Below are 16,685 nucleotides of genomic sequence, written 5' to 3' on the forward strand. Positions count from 1 at the left end.
GGAAAAGAATGGGCGGACCTGCCCCCATTGCTGCGCCCAACATTGGCAGGCCGGTTGCGGCCGTGTGGCTCTGCGCCTGTTTACTGGTCTGGTTCATCTTCCTGCCCGAGCCGGCGAGTGGCGCCGCCCCACGTGGCGAACCCAAGCGCGTGCTGCTGCTCCATTCCTTCGGGCGAGACTTCCGACCATGGAGCGAATTTGCCCGCACCATCCGGGAGGAGCTCGAGCGCCAATCGCCGTGGCCGCTGGATCTCCAGGAACAGACGCTGCTGACCGCGCGGTTCGACAATCCGGTTCCGGAAGCGCCGTTCGTCGACTATCTGCGCTCGCTCTACCAGGGCGCGGCGCCCGACATTGTGATCAGCTTTGGAGCGCCTGCCGCCAGATTCGTCGAGAGATTTCGCGCAGAGCTCTTCCCTGAGACGCCCATGGTGCTGACGGCGGTCGAACAGCGGCTGGTGAATCGCGCCGGACTTACGGATAACGACACTGTCATCTCGGTCTACAACGATTTCTCAGCCTTTTTCGGCAGCATTCTTCATGTCCTGCCGGACACGCAAACGATTGCCGTCGTGATCGGCGCCTCGCCGTTGGAGAAGTTCTGGCTCGATGAAGCAAAGAGGGAAGCGAAGCCCTTCGAAGGCCGGGTGGCATTCGTCTGGTACGCGGACCTGTCATTTCACGAAATCCTGCAGCGGGCGGCGACGCTTCCGCCGCACACCGTCCTGTTCTGGGGCTTGATGTCGGTCGACGCGGCAGGTGTCGCTCATGAAGGCGATCTCGCATTGCGCAGTCTTCATGCGGTCGCGAACGCTCCGATCTTTTCCTTCCAGGAAGCCTTCTTCGGCCAATACACCGTCGGCGGCCCGATGCATTCGATCGGCGCATCGAGCGAGAAAACCGTCAATGCCGCGATCCGCATCCTCGGTGGCGAGAAGCCTGCCAACATCAAGATCGAGCCGATCGGATTTGCGCCTCCGAGATACGACTGGCGCGAGCTGCAGCACTGGGGCATCAGCGAGAGCAACCTGCCCGCGGGAAGCGAAATTCTGTTTCGCGAGCCGACGTTCTGGCAAAGATATCAGTGGCAGGTCGCACTGATCGCGGCAGTGATCCTCGTGCAGGCGGCCCTGATCAGTGGCTTGCTCCATGAACGCCATCGCCGGCGCCTCGCCGAGGTCGAAGCGCGGCAACGTCTGGCGGAGCTCGCACGGGTGAACCGCTACTCGGCTGCGGGAGAACTGGCGACCTCTCTGGCACACGAGCTGAACCAGTCGCTTGGCTCTATTCTCACCAACACCGAGACGGCGGAGCTGATGCTGAAATCGCCATCGCCCGATCTCGGTGAAATACAAGAAATCCTGGCTGACATCAGGCGCGATGACCAGCGGGCGAGCGAAGTGATCCGCCGTCTTCGCAACATGCTGAAAAGAGTGCCAATTGAGGTTAGCCAGATCAACCTCAACGAGACTGTTGGGGAGGCCGTTGGCATAGTGTCGGCCTTGGCCGAAGGCCGTGCCGTGACGTTGAAGTATGTACCGGCTTCGATGCCGTTGCGCGTCAAGGGCGATACCGTTCAACTTCAGCAGGTTGTCCTCAATCTGGTCATGAACGCGATCGATGCCGTATCCGAGGTGCAAACCGAGAAACGGGAGGTGATCGTCGCGACGGGCATAGCTGATGAACAGGCCGAAATCCTGGTTGGCGATTCAGGTCCAGGCATCGCCAACGATCATTTGAAGGATGTCTTCGAGCCATTCTTCACGACCAAGACACAAGGCATGGGCATGGGCCTTGCGATCGCCCGCACGATCGTCGAAGCGCATCATGGCCAGATCACCGTGGAAAACCGGAGCTCAGGTGGGGCGCTGTTCCGGATCAGATTGCCACTTGTTGGCTAAGGTCCGGCGCGAACCGGCAACGGCGCGAGTTCGTGTTGATCCTGGTTATCTGTCCGTGAGCATGTCGCGCCGCAGCAATATCGCGTCCAGGTGAACCGCCCCGGGTTTCTTTGATCTTGATCAAGAAGCGCGCATGCCCTGGACGGATGTTTGCCGCATGTGAGGCTCATGGAGGTTGTGATGTCTCGTTGCGGCAGGATTTTGCTCGCGCTAGCGCTGTTCCTGACGGCTCCCGTCGCCGCCTTTGCGCAGGCGACCAACCCTCCGCCTGCTCAGGGCGATCAACTGCAGGGGACGCCACCGGCCACGCCGAGCGAACAGTTGTTGAAGCCTGAACAGCTCGAGGCGCTGGTCGCGCCGATTGCACTCTATCCCGACGACCTCCTGGCGAACGTGCTCGCAGCGTCGACCTATCCGCTGGAGATCGTGCAGGCCGACCGTTGGGTGGCCTCGCACAAGGACCTGAAGGGCGATGCACTGAAGAACGCGGTCGACAAGCAATCCTGGGACGACAGCGTGAAAGCGCTGGTCAGCACGGCAGCAGTTCTCTCGATGATGAGCGACAAGATCGACTGGACCAAGAATCTCGGCGATGCCGTCCTCGCACAGCAGCCCGACGTCATGGACGCGGTTCAGCGGCTGCGCGCCAAAGCCCAGGCCAACAACAAGCTGGTGACGACGAAGCAGCAGAAGGTCAGCGTACAGACCCAGGACAACAAGCAGGTGATCGTCATCGAGTCGGCTGATCCCAATGCGATGTACGTTCCCTATTACGATCCGGCCACCGTCTACGGAACCTGGCCGTATGCGGATTATCCGCCCTATTATTTCGGCTACCCGTCCTATATCGGCGCGGGCGTGATCGCAGCGGGCCTTGCCTTCGGTACCGCCTGGGCGATCGGCCGCTGGGGCAATTATTGGGGCGGCGGATTCAATTGGGGCAATCGCAACCTCTACGTCAACCACTACAACAGGGTCACCAACGTCGGAAACAACTGGCAGCACAACCCGGCGCATCGGCAAGGCGTGCGATACAGCAATGCCAATGTTCAGCAGCGTTTCGGCAACAACAATCTGAAGGCGGGAAGTGCGAACCGGATGGATTTCCGCGGCCGCGGCGGCGAGCAGGTGCTGCGTCCAGGACAGGATCGCCCGGGCGGCGGCGATCGCGTTGGCGACCGTGCAGGAGATCGCGGTCGCGACGGCGCCGCCTCTCGCGACCGTCCCGGCGGTGATCGGGCCAATCGGCCGGCTGCAGCCGATCGCGCCAAAGCAGGGGGCGCTCGTGCGGGGGCAGGTGAGCGCGGTCGCAATGCGGCGCGTGGCGGCGGCGGCCGCGGAGGTCGCGACACCGCCTTCAGGAACGTGTCATCGGGCAGGTCCGCCAATCTACAGGCTGCACGAGGCCGGGCAAGCTTTGCCGGACAGGGCGGGGGAGCTGTCGCTTTTGCCGGCCGCGGTGGCGGTGGAGGCGCCGCTTTTCGCGGGGGCGGTGGAGGCTTCCGTGGCGGAGGCGGCGGGGGCTTCCGTGGTGGCGGCGGACGGCGGTCGGACATCGCACTGAAGCACGATATCGTTCTGCTTGGTCGTCTCGCCAACGGTCTCGGCTACTACCGCTTCAACTATCTCGGCAGCAGCAAGCCCTATGTCGGTGTGATGGCGCAGGAAGTGCTGGACGTCATGCCGGAAGCCGTCACGCGCGGCAGCGACGGCTACCTCAGGGTCTACTACGACAGGCTCGGATTGAAGTTCCGGACCTACAGCGATTGGCTTGCCGCCGGAGCAAGGATTCCCACAGCATCGGAGCCATCACCATGATCGTCGTTCCGTCGCTCCGATTGGCTCGACCCGCGGCTGCCGTCGCCGCCCTCATGATGTTGGCGCTCCCGATCACATCGGCTCACGCGCAACGGGCCTATCCTTCGCCGGAGGACGCCGCGGCCGCGCTCGCTGCCGCGGTCAAGACCGGCGAGAAGAGAGCCGTGCTGAAGGTTCTGGGCAAGGACGCCGAGGACATCATCGCGTCAGGCGATGATGTCGCCGATGCCGAGACGCGCGAACGTTTCCTGTCCGCGTATGAAGCCAAGCATTCGGTCAAGGCGGAAGGAAACAAGAAGGCAACGCTCATCCTGGGCGCGGATGACTTCCCGTTCCCGATTCCTCTGGTCAACAACAGGGATGGCTGGGAGTTTGACTCCGCGGCGGGTCGCCTCGAGATCCTGTATCGCCGCATCGGACGCAACGAACTCGATGCCATTCAAACCGCTCTCGCCTTTGTCGATGCCGAGAACGAATATGCGGACAAGGATCGTACCGGCGACGGCGCCGGGGTCTATGCGCAACGGATTGTCAGCACTCCGGGCAAGAAGGATGGCCTGTTCTGGCGCGACGATCGCGACCAAAGTCCCCTTGGCGATCTCGCGGCGCAGGCGGCAACGGAAGGCTATAAGGCCGGCGCGGAGGGCAGCGCGCCCTACCACGGCTACTACTTCCGAATCCTGAAGGGGCAGGGACCGAATGCGCCCGGCGGAGCCGTGAATTACGTCGTCAAGGGCAAGATGATCGGCGGCTTCGGGCTGATCGCCTATCCCGCGGAGTATGGCAATTCGGGCGTCATGACCTTCATGGTCAACCACGCGGGCACCGTCTATCAGAAGGATCTCGGTGAACGCACGCCGGTCATCGCCAAGCGCACTTATCTGTTCGATCCGGACCAGACGTGGAAGAAGGTGGACGCGACGAATCCTTGAAAAGGCGGAAGCATTGCGATGGCGCCATTTGCAATTCGTCTTGCGGTGATCGCATTGTTCGCGTTTGCATTTCCCGTGACGCCATCGCAAGCGCAAGCGCCGGGCTATGTCCGGGTCAATTTCGCGAAAGCGGGCCTGGTGGTCGGCGCCGGCGGCGGCACCGGCGTGCTGACATATCGTGGCCGCAACTATCCGTTCCGGGTCTCCGGCCTCAGCCTCGGCGTTACCGCCGGCGCATCCGTCAGTCGCCTGGAAGGTTGGGCCTCGGGGATAGCTGACGTGAGCGATTTTGCCGGCACCTATAGCGCGGTCGGTGCCGGCGGCGCCCTGGTTGGCGGCGCAGGAGGCGTCAACTTGAGAAATGAAAAGGGTGTCGTGCTCGTCCTGAAGGGGCCGAAAGCGGGGATGGAGTTCGCCGCCAACCTCAGCGGGCTCAGGATTTCGCTGAAGTGAGTTGAGTATCGGGCAAGAGCAAAAGTCATCCGCTCAAGCTGAGCTTCTGCGCTTGTGACAATGAGCGGGCATTCGTGTCGGAGCTGGCGCCCACGAGACGGAGCTACAGTTTCGATCTGGCGCGCATCGCGCTGCAAAGTAACGCACCATTCAGAGCAGAATAGCGAACTCTTATGTGAAATTAATGCATAATTTTTCGTCGTCTCAAAATGGAATAGATCCTCTTCCGCGGAAAGTCCAGATTTGCACGTTGCTGCCTATGCCGCCGAGTTCGGCGCCAAGAGCAACAGTGGCCTCGTTGCCAAGGCGCACCGCCAGCCCTCCCGTTGCACGCGCGGACCAGCCATCGAGCAGCGGGACGGAAGCGAGCGGCACGGCCCCGGCCAGCGCCAATGCAGCGGCATCATCGCCGGTGAAGTAGTAATCCGCGTAGAAACCGGCATAAGGCGCGAGCATCACGGCGGCTCCGGTGAGCCAGGGATAACTGAGCTTCATGCCGGCCGAGGCGCGCCCGGTGAAAAAAGTGCGATCCGCCTGCAGAGTGCCGAGCGAGTCCGTATAGGCGTTCTCCCGCTCCCACAGCGCATAGAGTTTCGCCGAAGGTTCGATATCGAAACCATGGGTTTTGTAGTTGCCGGTCAGCCCGCTCGATACCAGCCAGCGATGGCCGCTGAAGTTGCCCGTGGCCGTGCCTGCGGTGCCGTCATAGCCGATCCCGGAATACGCCGCGGCTGCGTCGAAGCGCAGTCCCGGCGCGAACCTCCAGCCGAGGTATGAACCTAAGGTCCAGCCATCGCCCTTGAGGTGCCCGTTCAAGGTATCGGACCGGTAGTCGAAGGTCTCGTAGCCGCCGAGCGCACCGACCAGAAAGTTCGGTGTGACCCTGCGCGTAAGGCCCAGTAGCGCATTGATCTGGCTGCCGTACAGAATCGGTGTCGATGTCGACGACCCCCAGCGATCGATGCCGCTGCCTCTGACATCCGCCCACAACAGCCAATCCTTCGGCTCGACGTAGCGAAACGCGGGCGCCTTGGCGGGCATCGCATTGCGATTGATTGCCGCGAACGCGTTGTCGACCCGGGATACGCCCTGCGGCAATTGCGACTGCGCATAGCTGTTGGCGCCACCCGGCAGGCCGCCGCCGCTGCGCCCGTACAATCCATTCCATCGATCCGACACGTCGGCGCCTGCGGTTGCGGCCTGCGGTTGATCGGGATCGGCGGAGAAGTTGAAACGAATGCCGCCTCCGCTCGGCGAGACTAGGTCGCCACCATCGCTGAAGCCCTCGGAGATCGCGGTGTCGATCGCGCCTGCAATGGCTGCGCCGGAGTTTTGCGCCACGGTCTTGGTTGCGATGATCTGCAAGGCCCGCAGCTTCAGACTGTCCTGTGGCGTGTTCACCGCCTGCAGCAGCGCTGCCGACGTGCTGGCCTTGAAAGTGCCATTGCCGGCATAGGTTGCGGTGATGGTATGGGTGCCGGCCGTCAGCGCCGAGGTCGTCAGGCTGGCAACCCCGCCGGCCAAGGTCGCGCTGCCGATCGCAGCGCCGCCATCGTCGAATCTCACCGTGCCGGTCGGCGTATCGCCCCCGCTTGTCACTGTTGCTGTGAACGTCACGGCCTGTCCCGGCGTGCTTGGATTGGCAGATGAGACGAGAACTGTCGCCGTCGCCGCCTGGTTGACAGCCTGGTTCAGCACCGATGACGTATTGGACGTGTTGTTGGCATCGCCGCCATAGACTGCCGTGATCGCATGCGTTCCGGATGTCAGCGCCGATGTGGTCAACGTCGCCTGTCCGCCACTGATGGTGCCGGTGCCCAGCGTCGTCGCGCCGTCCTTGAACGTGACCATGCCGGTGGGCGTGCCGCTCGTGCCAGTCACTGTTGCTGTGAACGTCACGGCCTGTCCCAGAGTGCTTGGATTGGCAGATGAGACGAGAACTGTCGCCGTCGCCGCCTGGTTGACAGCCTGGTTCAGCACCGATGACGTATTGGACGCGTTGTTGGTATCGCCGCCATAGACTGCCGTGATCGCATGCGTTCCGGACGTCAGCGCCGATGTGGTCAACGTTGCCAGTCCGCCACTAAGGGTGCCGGTGCCCAGCGTCGTCGTGCCGTCCTGGAACGTCACCGTGCCAGTGGGCGATGAGCCCGACACTGTCGCGGTGAAGGTGACGGCCTGTCCCGGAAGGCTCGGGTTGGACGACGCAGTTAACGTAATACCGCTGGTCGCCCTGGCGATGATGACGTTTTGGGTAACCTGGCTCGCGGCCGCGTAGGTGGTTCCATTGCCGGCCTGATCGGCGGCCACCGTGCACGTACCTGCGCTGATCATGGTTACGATACCGCCGAAAACCGTGCAGACGCCCGTGGTCAGTGAGGAATAGGCCACCGCCAGACCGCTGCTTGCCGAGGCCAGCGGACTGACCACAAACGTGCCGCCGCTGACAAAGGTCCGTCCCGTCTGGGCGCCGAAGGTGATGGTCTGGCTGATCGGTCCGACTGTATAGTTATTTGAAACGGCGGTGCCGATGCCGGCTTCCAAGCCGTTCGTCACGCCGGATAAGTTCACAACGACCTGATTGGTTGCGGCCGGCGCACCCGAATTTGCAGTGAGGTCGACGGTGTAGGTGATGTTGTCCGAGGTTGCGAGATTGGACGCGGTCGCATTGGTGAGCGTCAAGTCAAGGAGAGTAAAGCCGGTCACGGCTTCAGAGAACAAGATTGTCACCTTCGCCGACCCACCATACGCTAGTCGATCCGGGTCAACAGTGATGGTCGCTGTCGGTGGCGCCGCATGGGCTGACGTCGAAACGGCAAAAAATGCGAAAACAATCAGTGCGGCCAGCTTGATGCTGCCGACAATGCGACCAATCCCAGACACCTAGCCCCCAGCACGTCTCTTTGCGATGTAATTCCCAGCCAGTCGTCGTTGATCGCACACATGCCGGGACGTGTCGAGCCAATGAAATGCGCGCCGATCTGCGCGCCGTCCGACGTATCTCGCAGGACAATCGATGGTGATCCGAATGACCGGAGAGTTAAGTTGATTTTCGATTCTTGTAAAAGCGGATTGACGAGTTGGCTGCAGCAGCGTGCAACGCCATGTCCTTGCCGACCAGAGATGGGTGACAATTCATTCTGGAGATATGGGTTACACAGTGGGGCCTTTTGCGAGGAGAGCAAAGTGCCCTGGCAGGAGTGTAACCACATGGATGAACGGCTGAAGTTCACCGCCGGGTTGCTTGACGGAGAACGGAGAAGAAGGTGGTGCTCGACTTTCCGGTCACCGCTTGCGGACGACCCTACCAGCACCGCAAAAGTGGCGCACCCGACACGATTCGAACGTGTGACCTTTGCCTTCGGAGCAATTTAACCTGCCCTTCGACGCTTTTCGATAGGTTTCGCTCCGATGCTCTATGCTACTGTAATCACTAAACAAATTGAAATTTCGGCCCGCCTGACGTACCCTCGGACACGCTCCGACTTGCGTCCGGTTGCTTACGTGGTGCTTACGCGAGAATGGGAGTTTGGACGGGAGAATTCCCATGGCTAAGCTCACGAAGCGGCTCGTCGACGCCGCCGAATCCCAGGAGAAGGACTACGTCATCTGGGACGACGAACTACCAGGTTTCGGATTGCGCGTCTTCGCTTCTGGCAAGCGCAGCTATGTCCTTCAATACCGCGCATTGGGTCGCTCGCGCCGCTATACCATCGGCTTGCATGGCGTCTGGACCGCCGAGAGCGCGCGACAGGAGGCGAAGATTCAGTTGGGCCGTGTTGCCCAGGGCGACAACCCCGCCGAGGAACGCCAGCTCGATCACAAGGCGATCACGGTCAGGGAACTCTGCACGCTTTACGTCAACGACCTGAACGCAGGCCTCATCCTTGGGAAAGGCGGGCGGCCCAAGAAGCCGACGACGGTCGGGACGGACACTGGGCGTATTGAGCGGCACATCATCCCGCTCCTGGGCACGCGCCGCGTGAAGGATCTGACCAAGGCCGACATCAATAGGGTCCTCAAGGACATCATGGCTGGCAAGACACGAGTCTCGGTCAAGACAAAGAAGCTGCGCGGCAAGGCCATCGTCCGCGGTGGGGCCGGAACGGCGACGCGAACGGTCGGTCTCCTCGGCGGCATTCTCACTTACGCCGTCGAAGCCGGCATCATCACATCCAATCCCGCGCACGGTCTCCGCAAGCCAAAGGACAACGTGCGGCAGCGCCGATTGTCCGAAGCGGAATATCGGACGCTGGGCGAAATGCTGCGCAGGGCCGCCGAGGAGGAGAAGTATGCGATGACGGTGGATATCATCCGCCAGATCGCGCTGACCGGCTGCCGTCGCAGCGAGATGATCGGCCTGAAGTGGACCGAGGCGGACACGGAGGCGAGCTGCCTGCGGCTGGAGGACAGCAAGGAGGGCGAATCCGTCCGACCGATCGGTTTGCCGGTCGTCGAGTATCTGGAACAACGACACACCGAGGATGTCGGTATATACGTTTTCCCCGGCCGGGCGAGGACAATGCCTTCGGCAGCTTCCCTAACCATTGGGAGCAGCTCTTCAAGGATTCAGCCCTTTCCGACGTGACACCGCATGTGCTCCGCCACAGCTTCGCGAGCATCGCCAACGACCTTGGCTTCACCGAAGTGACCATCGCGGCCTTGGTCGGCCACGCCAAGGGCTCGGTCACCAGCAAGTATATCCATACGCTCGATACCGCCCTGATCATGGCGGCCGATACGATCTCGGGCTATATTCAGGGTTTGCTTGATGGCATTGAGTTCAAACAAACGGCCTATGCCCTGGACCGGGATTCACGGCGAGCCGCGCTCGATCGCTTCTTGATCAAGGCTGTCGCCGATCCAGCCGAAGAGCCGGAAGCGGAGGTTCCGCTGGCCGCATAGAAGTTGGGCGCGTCGCCAAACGGCGCGAAGGTCGGATCAACGAATGCCCTTTAAGTCTCTCGATGACATTCTGAAGCCCGATCCCCGCTTCGCTGATCTTTGCGTCGTTCAAGGTGGCATCGCCCGGCGAATGACGCTTGCCGATCATCATGGAGCGGTCGCGGACATCAGTCTCAGCGACGCCGTACCGGGCGAGGTCGGCGCGGCCTTCGACCGCGCTCGGAACACCATCATCTACGCCTTTTTCGACTATGATCTGTTCGTTGTCGGCGAGGTCCAGGCTTTCGGCGCGTTCGAGTTGGCGTTGAAACATCGCCTCAACGGCCATGGCGGCGCCGCGCGTGGCACGCTGCGCAATCTCGTCGATCGGGCGAGGAAAGGTGGCTTCCTTCCCGCGCTCACACCCGCCGCCAACGCTCTTGCCGATCCTATCGAGGCCCTGATCGCCCTGCGAAACGGCCTTTCCCACGGCACTTCCGACATCCACTCGCCAGGCATGGCGCTGGAGGTTGTGGAGGCGTGCGCATTTTGGATCACCCACATTTATCCGCCTGCGCTTTAACCGGCCGCCCAAGACCTCGATTGCCGGCTATCGCCAGCCGGACTAGCGCTCACCGCGAGCGTCGCGAATTACCCACTCAGTTCGCCACTGCAAGCTCACACGCTCACGAGCCGCTTTAGATTCTGGAGGATCGCGCCCTCGGCAGCCTCCGGCGACAGATTCCGCACGATCGCCAATTCGCCGACTGTATGCCGAACGTCGCGCGGCCGGAGCGGCCGTCCGTCCCGTTCCACGAACGGGCCGTCGGTTTCGGTGACCAGACGGTCGAGTGGAAGGCTTCCAACTAAGTTCCGGTGCTTCGGCGATCGCAGCATCTCACCGTTGATGGAGAAATAGCAGCCGAGAGCGACTGCGCGGCTTGCTTCTGCCGCCGTGCCCGTAAACCAGTGCAGGACGACGCGACCACGGTCCTGCGGCAGCGCACGTTCGATATGGTTGAGCACTTTGCTCGCCGTGCGGATGCTGTGAACGGTCAATATTTTTCCGCCCTGTTCAGCGCAGGCTCGCAGGACGCGTTCAAACACTCGCTCTTGTGCCGGGAAGCTGCGGTAGAAGCGGGGGCCGGCGTCCAAACCGACCTCGCCGACATAGCGCGCATCCGCGAGGTAGCGTTCGAAAATGGGCAATTCGTTTTCGCGCTCGGCGACGAGCTGTGGGTGAAGGCCGAGTGCGATACGAACATGGGCGGACTTCGCCGCTAACTCCCGGTTCCGGGGCCAGGCCTTCGGCGTGGTCGTGACCGCGAGCGTCGCCACGCGCTCCCGATCGCACTCTGCGATAACAGCCGCGTGGTCTTCGTAGAGATCGACATGGCAGTGGAAGTCGACCCAGCGCGGCGGCGATTGGGTATGGGTTTCCGTCATAGGGGACGAGCTCGGACGCCCTGCAACAGCCGGCCGACCTCCTGAAGGCCTGCGACGTAGACGGCCTCATAGTCTGAGAGCCTGGACGGATGGTCGATTAATGGCCCAGGTCGGTGAATATCGAATCTGGCACGCCCAGGTTTCCGCGCTAGCCGCGAGAGCGCGAGTTGGAAGGAGCGCACGTGCTCGCCCTCCGCCTTGTTGGTGTCGAGGACTTGTGCCCGAAGATCGGCGATACGATAGGGCGTGTCGTCCGCGCCAAGACCATCCAAGATAGCAGCGCGACGGATGAGACACGGCACACACCGTCCGCAATGTTTGGGCGTTCTCTCATTCGGGTCCGGATCGTAGCGACGACTTCCCGGCGATGAGCACGACATCGTGTGCTTTGCCTCCTTCCGGAGGAATGAGACGTCGGCGCATCCCTTCGCCATCTGCCCCTTCGTCATAAAGGCGTATGGATTTTCCAACCTGACGCTGAGGCCGAGACCGTTCAGCAGATCCCCAAATCGCGCCATGTAGAATGGATGGGTCGTGCGAGTGCTGAGCGCACCAAGCCGGAGAGGGTCGAGGGGCACGTTCAGCGAGATCAGGCCATTCTCGGGTACATGCACGACCATGTCGCCGCCGATCGCGTCTGCCGCCATAACCGCTAGCGCGAAGAATAGAAACGAGCGCCCCCTCAGCGTGTCTTCGACCGTGGAGTGCTCCACCGTATCAGTCGGGAACCCCACCCTCGCCCTAACGTGGTGAATGGTTGTTCCAGCGAACCGCCGGTTCAGCCTTTCTGCACAATAGGTCTGGTGGGTGCTGGTGATGCCATCCCAATAGTGGCTCACCAACATGGGCACGTCGCCGCGCGTCAGTAAATCAATCGCGCCAATGAAACTGTCTAGGCCGCCGGAGAACAGACAGACCGTCGTTGGATTTGTGGTGCGGAGCCGCGTCGGTTTCGGCGCCAGATCTCGGGTGCCAGCAGCGCGGGGGCGGAAGTAAACACCCCAGCGGTCGCCCGTCAGGAAGTTCAATGTCGTCACGATCAGTGAGGCCAGCCCATCCCAGCGTCCAACGTCATGCACCGGCAAATGTAGGTCGATCTCGCGGGTCCAGGCATCCTGCGCGTCGGCGGCTCGCGAGATGCGCGTATCGGCAGCCGTGATTGCGGCAGCCAATAGAGCCAGGTCGACTGCTGTTTCGGAGGGGCGGAGGCCGAATTCGCAAAGCTGATCCAGAGCTTGGCCCAATCCGTAGCCTAGTCGGAATTCGCCATCGACGAAGTTAATCTCCGTTTCGTGTGTGTCCAGCCGACTGGCGGCCACTTTCACTGTGTCTCCGGGCCCGAGCCGGCCGATGATCGAGTGATGTTTCATGCTGCGGCCTCCCCGGCGACGGCAACGAGTTCGAAGGCGGTCTCGTAGATCTGATTGACGACGCTCTCGATATCGCGGTCGGACAAACGCTCCAGGCCTTCGAGCCTTCCCGCGAGCTGTCCACGCGTTGCGCCCTCGACAAAATCGTGGAGCTGCGCCTGTGCGCTTTCTACAGCAGCGATGTCATCAGGCAGGGTGATGCCTCGTCCGCCGAGGTCGGCCATAACCCGCCCCTCGATTGATCGGGAAATGAAGTCCAGGAAGACGTCCTGAAGCTGCTGTGGTGTAAGAGTGTCGAAGCTGCCAACGCCGGATTCCGCCAGGTCGCCGATCGTTTCCAGCATGGCTTGGCGCGCAATCGCGTCGTCAACCGCACCGCCGGGCGGGCAGATGAATTCCAGAATGGCAACGAAGACATCGACTGCAGGCTGTGTGGCCAGCCCCGCCAGGTTTAGCTGCCGTAGCGTTTCAGTTGGCCCAAGCCGCTGGAAGTCGCGGACGACACCAAGCAAACCGCTGGCCGCCGCGCGCGACGAACCCATGCGTCGCGCGGCCCTGCGGGCGCCGCCGGTGCCGCTACGCACATAGCCGGACAGCGCGCTGCCGAGCGAGCTACGGCTGCCGGTCCTTGCAAAGCGCGTGAAATTTCCCCGCGCGCCACCCAGACTACCGGTGCCCTGTGTATCCGGACGCGGCGGCGTGCGCGGAACGGTCGGAGCAGCGGGCGCTAAGGGCTGCGTCGGTTGCGGCGCTGACGGTCCGCCCGGCGCTGCTGGTGCGTTCGGGGCCGCGGGCGCGGTTGCCGGAGGTCGAGGCTGGGTCGGCGGCGTTGGGTCGTCGACGAAGGACGGAACGAGGCCGCTGGTGGGTCCGCCATAGCTCTTTGACGTGCCCATCCGATCAACTCCGCTGCAGTCTGCTGATGCCTTGTGCGGCCTTTTGCAGAATCGAATTTTCCGTCTGCTCCGCCCAAGACCGCAGCGTCGTCTGGTACTCGGCCGCGATGGCGGTATCCGTAAAGCACGCTCCCCAACTGGAGGCCGCCCAGCTTCCGACCCTGGCCACCGGCAACTCGCGGATGAACTCCAAGAGCCGGCGTTGTAGCGTCGGATGCGCCTCAACCAGTCGAACGAGACCGTCCACCCCCTTGGGCTTCGCCGTGAAGTTATCGTCCTGGAGAATTCGGCCCCGGATTGCCTCGAATACCTCCTCGGGTTCTGGCCCCGTGAGCTTTGCAATCTCGGCGGCGGCGCCGCGGACCATCATCGTCGGGCCCATCAGCTTCTCTACGAGGCCCTCAAGGTGACTCGCTGCGGCCAGCCCGCCCAACGAGCTACGCTTATCCCGCGTGACGAACACATATGGCCGCAGGTCGACCCCTTTCAGCGCTGGGTCGATCGCCGCCCAGCCCTTCGCCCATTCGTTCTTCTCCCATTCTACGGCTTCTGCGGGGAGCGGCTCGGGAGCGGAGCGCGGAGCCTTACGCCCGCCCTTGCCGGTAGGCCTTTCATCATCCTCCTCCTCCGGAGCGGGCGCGCGGACATGCTCCTCGAATCGGCGGACCGCCTCAGGTTGACCGTCGGGGTGATTGGCTGCGAGACGTGCGATCTGTTCGTAGAAGTCTGGATAGAACCGCTCGGCTAGCATGATTTTGGCCAACACCGGACGTTGGATGTCGGCACCGAAACCACGCTCTTCCGCGATGGCGTGGCGCAGCATCATGGAATTTAGGAAGCGTTTGATCTGGCGTGGATTGCCGCGGGTGCCCTCGCTCAGAATCTTTGTCACGTGGGCGCTGATCACAAGCGCCTGGTCAACCTCGGGCGGCATCTTGCCGGCCATCGCTTGCTCAACGGTTCTTCGGTCAAGACCGCGGCTCTTCCACGGCCGTCGCATATCCTCCCGCGCCGAAGCAAGCAGACTCAGAAATCGCGAATCCTTTGAGCCGAGCGCGTTCTCCGCGAGCAGAAGAGTCACGTACACGCGCGTCTCGGCGACGCCGAGCGCAGGAATGCGGAACGGCACTTGAATCAGCTTTTCCAGATAGTTGCGCGAATAGCTGACCGGGCCCGAGCTCGGCGGCAAGTCGGGGAAATGCTCTCGCACGGCATACTCGATCATCAGCTCATCGGCGCCGATGACGAAGGCCGTGCGCTCGACGAACAGAAACAGGCGAATCGCCTCCAGCGTCGCGATCGCTGTTTTCGGCAAACAGCGGTCGAGATCGTCGACGATGACGACGAGTTGGTCGATATCGGCTGCATCGAGCAGCTCCTTGAACTCCTTGCGGAAGGCATGAATGTGCTCCGGGAGGTTGTCGCTTTCCTCCGGCGCTGCTTTGATGAACTCGCCTGCCTTTTCGGCAACACTCTTCAGGTCCTCGATTGAGACATGGTCCTGCGGTTTGGCCAGGAACGACGTGGCGATATCATAGAGGCCCTTGACCTGATCGAAGGTTGGGATGCCGGTCGCCGCCGTAAACGCGAAGCCGCCGGCCTTCCGGGCAAGCTTCAGCCAGTCCACTCGCTTCAGGACCTTCTTTGCGGCGTCGGCGACCTTCTGCGATAGCGGGCGGGCGCGACGCAACTCATCGACGATGGTCTCAATGACGACGGTTTTTGCGTCCTCGAAACCCTCGAACGTCCAACCGTTAAACCAGAGGCACAGGACGCGATCGTCGTCCTTGAATGCGCCCTCAAGCATTTTCAAAACGCTTGATTTGCCTGCTCCCCAATCGCCATGGACGCCGATCGTCACCGGCGCGTCGGGCGTCTTGCGGATCAGGGTGACAACCGTCTTCGCGATAGCCTCGTAATAGAGGAGATCGGTCGCCGTTTCCTGATCATTCAAAAACATTGTTTCCCCCTCACATCGTGCGGATTAGCGACCTCAGCGGACTGATGTCTCTCGCTAACCCAGCTATCGTTCCAATCGGACCCTCAGCCTGCGCGCGCGTTCGCGGAAGGCAGCTTCGCCGCCCTCCAGAATGTCACACACCGCCTTGCGAATTTCCGCGCTCTCAAGACCGCCCGACGCGTAAGTAATCGGCGGCAGACCTCCCGAAGGATGCGGGCCGGCCGATGCGACGATGATCTGGTCCGCATCGGTGTTGATGACCAGGTTGGCGTTGTGCGTCACCATGATCACCTGGCGCTTTGCCTTGAAGCGCGGATCACGCTCGAGACGTCAATGGCGATCTGCTGCTTGCCGAGCTTGGCGAAGGGGTCATTGGCGCGCGCGTAATCGTTGAGTGCCTGCGAGCCCGAGGTGGTGGTGAAGTCGTAGGCCTGCAGCCAATTCTGCCGCACGATGATCGGATCGGCCGGCAGAGCGCGGACCATCTGGACAAAGTGGGCGAGATACCAGGCGATTTGCGGATCGCTTGGCGTGTAGTCGGCGACGGCGGGGGCGACAGCCTGCGCCTGGCCGAGCTTGTCGACCTGTACGACCCAGGGGACGATGCTGCCGTGGGTCGACTGCCAGACGAGGCCGCCAGCGAGGCCAATGGAGAGCGCGAGCGAGCCGAAAGCCATCAGCCGCCAGTTCTTGGCCTGCACCCGGGCCGAGCCGATCCGGTCGTCCCAGACCTGCGCGGCGCGCTGATAAGGAGTCTCAGGCTCGGGCGTCCGGCCATAGCGAACCGTGGGGCGGCGGAACAGCGCCATCTCTTATTCTCCTCCTGAGAGATCGACGGAATGGCCGCCGCCATGGCTGTCGCCGGACTTGAGGACCTGCGCGGCCGTCTGCGCCCCGTGGACCATCGACTGGTTGCGCTTCATGCGCTGGGCCCAGGCCGGCGGGCCGGAGTCGGCTGACCCGCTCCCGGCCGGCGCGGATCCGCTCGGCGGATTGCCGCCGACCGTTCCGGCAGTCGACGACCA

The 16,685-nt window shown here is 62.4% G+C and carries 10 protein-coding genes and 4 pseudogenes; 6 read left to right on the forward strand and 8 right to left on the reverse strand.

What is annotated here, in order from left to right; all coding sequences use genetic code 11:
- Positions 1-8 precede the first annotated feature (8 nt).
- From CWO89_RS26420 to CWO89_RS26435, 4 genes are all read left to right on the forward strand, one after another.
- Positions 9-1,901: a sensor histidine kinase gene (locus CWO89_RS26420; protein ID WP_130581574.1), complete on the forward strand. Its 1,893-nt coding sequence runs from the start codon at positions 9-11 to the stop codon at positions 1,899-1,901.
- 180 nt (positions 1,902-2,081) lie between these two features.
- Positions 2,082-3,719, forward strand: a complete 1,638-nt coding sequence (locus CWO89_RS26425; protein WP_165421355.1) for a DUF3300 domain-containing protein — start codon at positions 2,082-2,084, stop codon at positions 3,717-3,719.
- Positions 3,716-4,651, forward strand: a complete 936-nt coding sequence (locus tag CWO89_RS26430; RefSeq protein ID WP_130581576.1) for a DUF2950 domain-containing protein — start codon at positions 3,716-3,718, stop codon at positions 4,649-4,651. The genes CWO89_RS26425 and CWO89_RS26430 overlap by 4 nt, the downstream gene beginning before the upstream one ends.
- Before the next feature lie 18 nt (positions 4,652-4,669).
- A complete protein-coding gene (locus CWO89_RS26435; protein WP_130581577.1) occupies positions 4,670-5,104 on the forward strand; it encodes a hypothetical protein in 435 nt (144 codons plus the stop codon).
- A gap of 204 nt (positions 5,105-5,308) precedes the next feature.
- Here CWO89_RS26435 and CWO89_RS26440 read toward each other — a convergent pair whose 3' ends face one another.
- On the reverse strand, positions 5,309-7,987 hold the full coding sequence (locus CWO89_RS26440) for an Ig-like domain repeat protein (RefSeq protein WP_130581578.1): 2,679 nt from the start codon (positions 7,985-7,987) through the stop codon (positions 5,309-5,311).
- A 664-nt stretch (positions 7,988-8,651) separates the two neighbouring features.
- On the opposite strand from CWO89_RS26440, the pseudogene CWO89_RS26445 reads away from it, so the two are divergent.
- Together CWO89_RS26445 and CWO89_RS26450 are read left to right on the forward strand one after the other, a co-directional pair.
- Positions 8,652-10,009: pseudogene (locus CWO89_RS26445) on the forward strand (tyrosine-type recombinase/integrase).
- A gap of 43 nt (positions 10,010-10,052) precedes the next feature.
- Positions 10,053-10,571, forward strand: coding sequence for a hypothetical protein (locus CWO89_RS26450; RefSeq protein ID WP_130581579.1), 519 nt, complete (start codon positions 10,053-10,055; stop codon positions 10,569-10,571).
- 95 nt (positions 10,572-10,666) lie between these two features.
- Here the strand turns inward: CWO89_RS26450 and qatD are convergent, their stop codons facing one another.
- From qatD to CWO89_RS26485, 7 genes and pseudogenes are all read right to left on the reverse strand, one after another.
- Positions 10,667-11,434, reverse strand: coding sequence for a Qat anti-phage system TatD family nuclease QatD (gene qatD / locus CWO89_RS26455; RefSeq protein WP_130581580.1), 768 nt, complete (start codon positions 11,432-11,434; stop codon positions 10,667-10,669).
- Positions 11,431-12,804: a Qat anti-phage system QueC-like protein QatC gene (gene qatC, locus CWO89_RS26460; RefSeq protein ID WP_130581581.1), complete on the reverse strand. Its 1,374-nt coding sequence runs from the start codon at positions 12,802-12,804 to the stop codon at positions 11,431-11,433. Before qatC ends, qatD begins: the two co-directional genes overlap by 4 nt.
- Positions 12,801-13,700, reverse strand: a complete 900-nt coding sequence (qatB, locus tag CWO89_RS49205; protein ID WP_349644907.1) for a Qat anti-phage system associated protein QatB — start codon at positions 13,698-13,700, stop codon at positions 12,801-12,803. The genes qatC and qatB overlap by 4 nt, the downstream gene beginning before the upstream one ends.
- A gap of 4 nt (positions 13,701-13,704) precedes the next feature.
- Positions 13,705-15,660: a Qat anti-phage system ATPase QatA gene (qatA, locus tag CWO89_RS26470; RefSeq protein ID WP_130581583.1), complete on the reverse strand. Its 1,956-nt coding sequence runs from the start codon at positions 15,658-15,660 to the stop codon at positions 13,705-13,707.
- Positions 15,661-15,723: 63 nt separating this feature from the next.
- A pseudogene (locus CWO89_RS26475) lies at positions 15,724-15,966 on the reverse strand (AAA family ATPase); the annotation flags it as partial.
- A pseudogene (trbF, locus tag CWO89_RS26480) lies at positions 15,951-16,469 on the reverse strand (conjugal transfer protein TrbF); the annotation flags it as partial. The pseudogenes CWO89_RS26475 and trbF, both read right to left, overlap by 16 nt.
- Positions 16,470-16,472: 3 nt before the next feature.
- A pseudogene (locus CWO89_RS26485) lies at positions 16,473-16,685 on the reverse strand (P-type conjugative transfer protein TrbL); the annotation flags it as partial.

The organism is Bradyrhizobium sp. Leo170, assembly GCF_004296405.1.
Classification (GTDB): Bacteria; Pseudomonadota; Alphaproteobacteria; order Rhizobiales; family Xanthobacteraceae; genus Bradyrhizobium.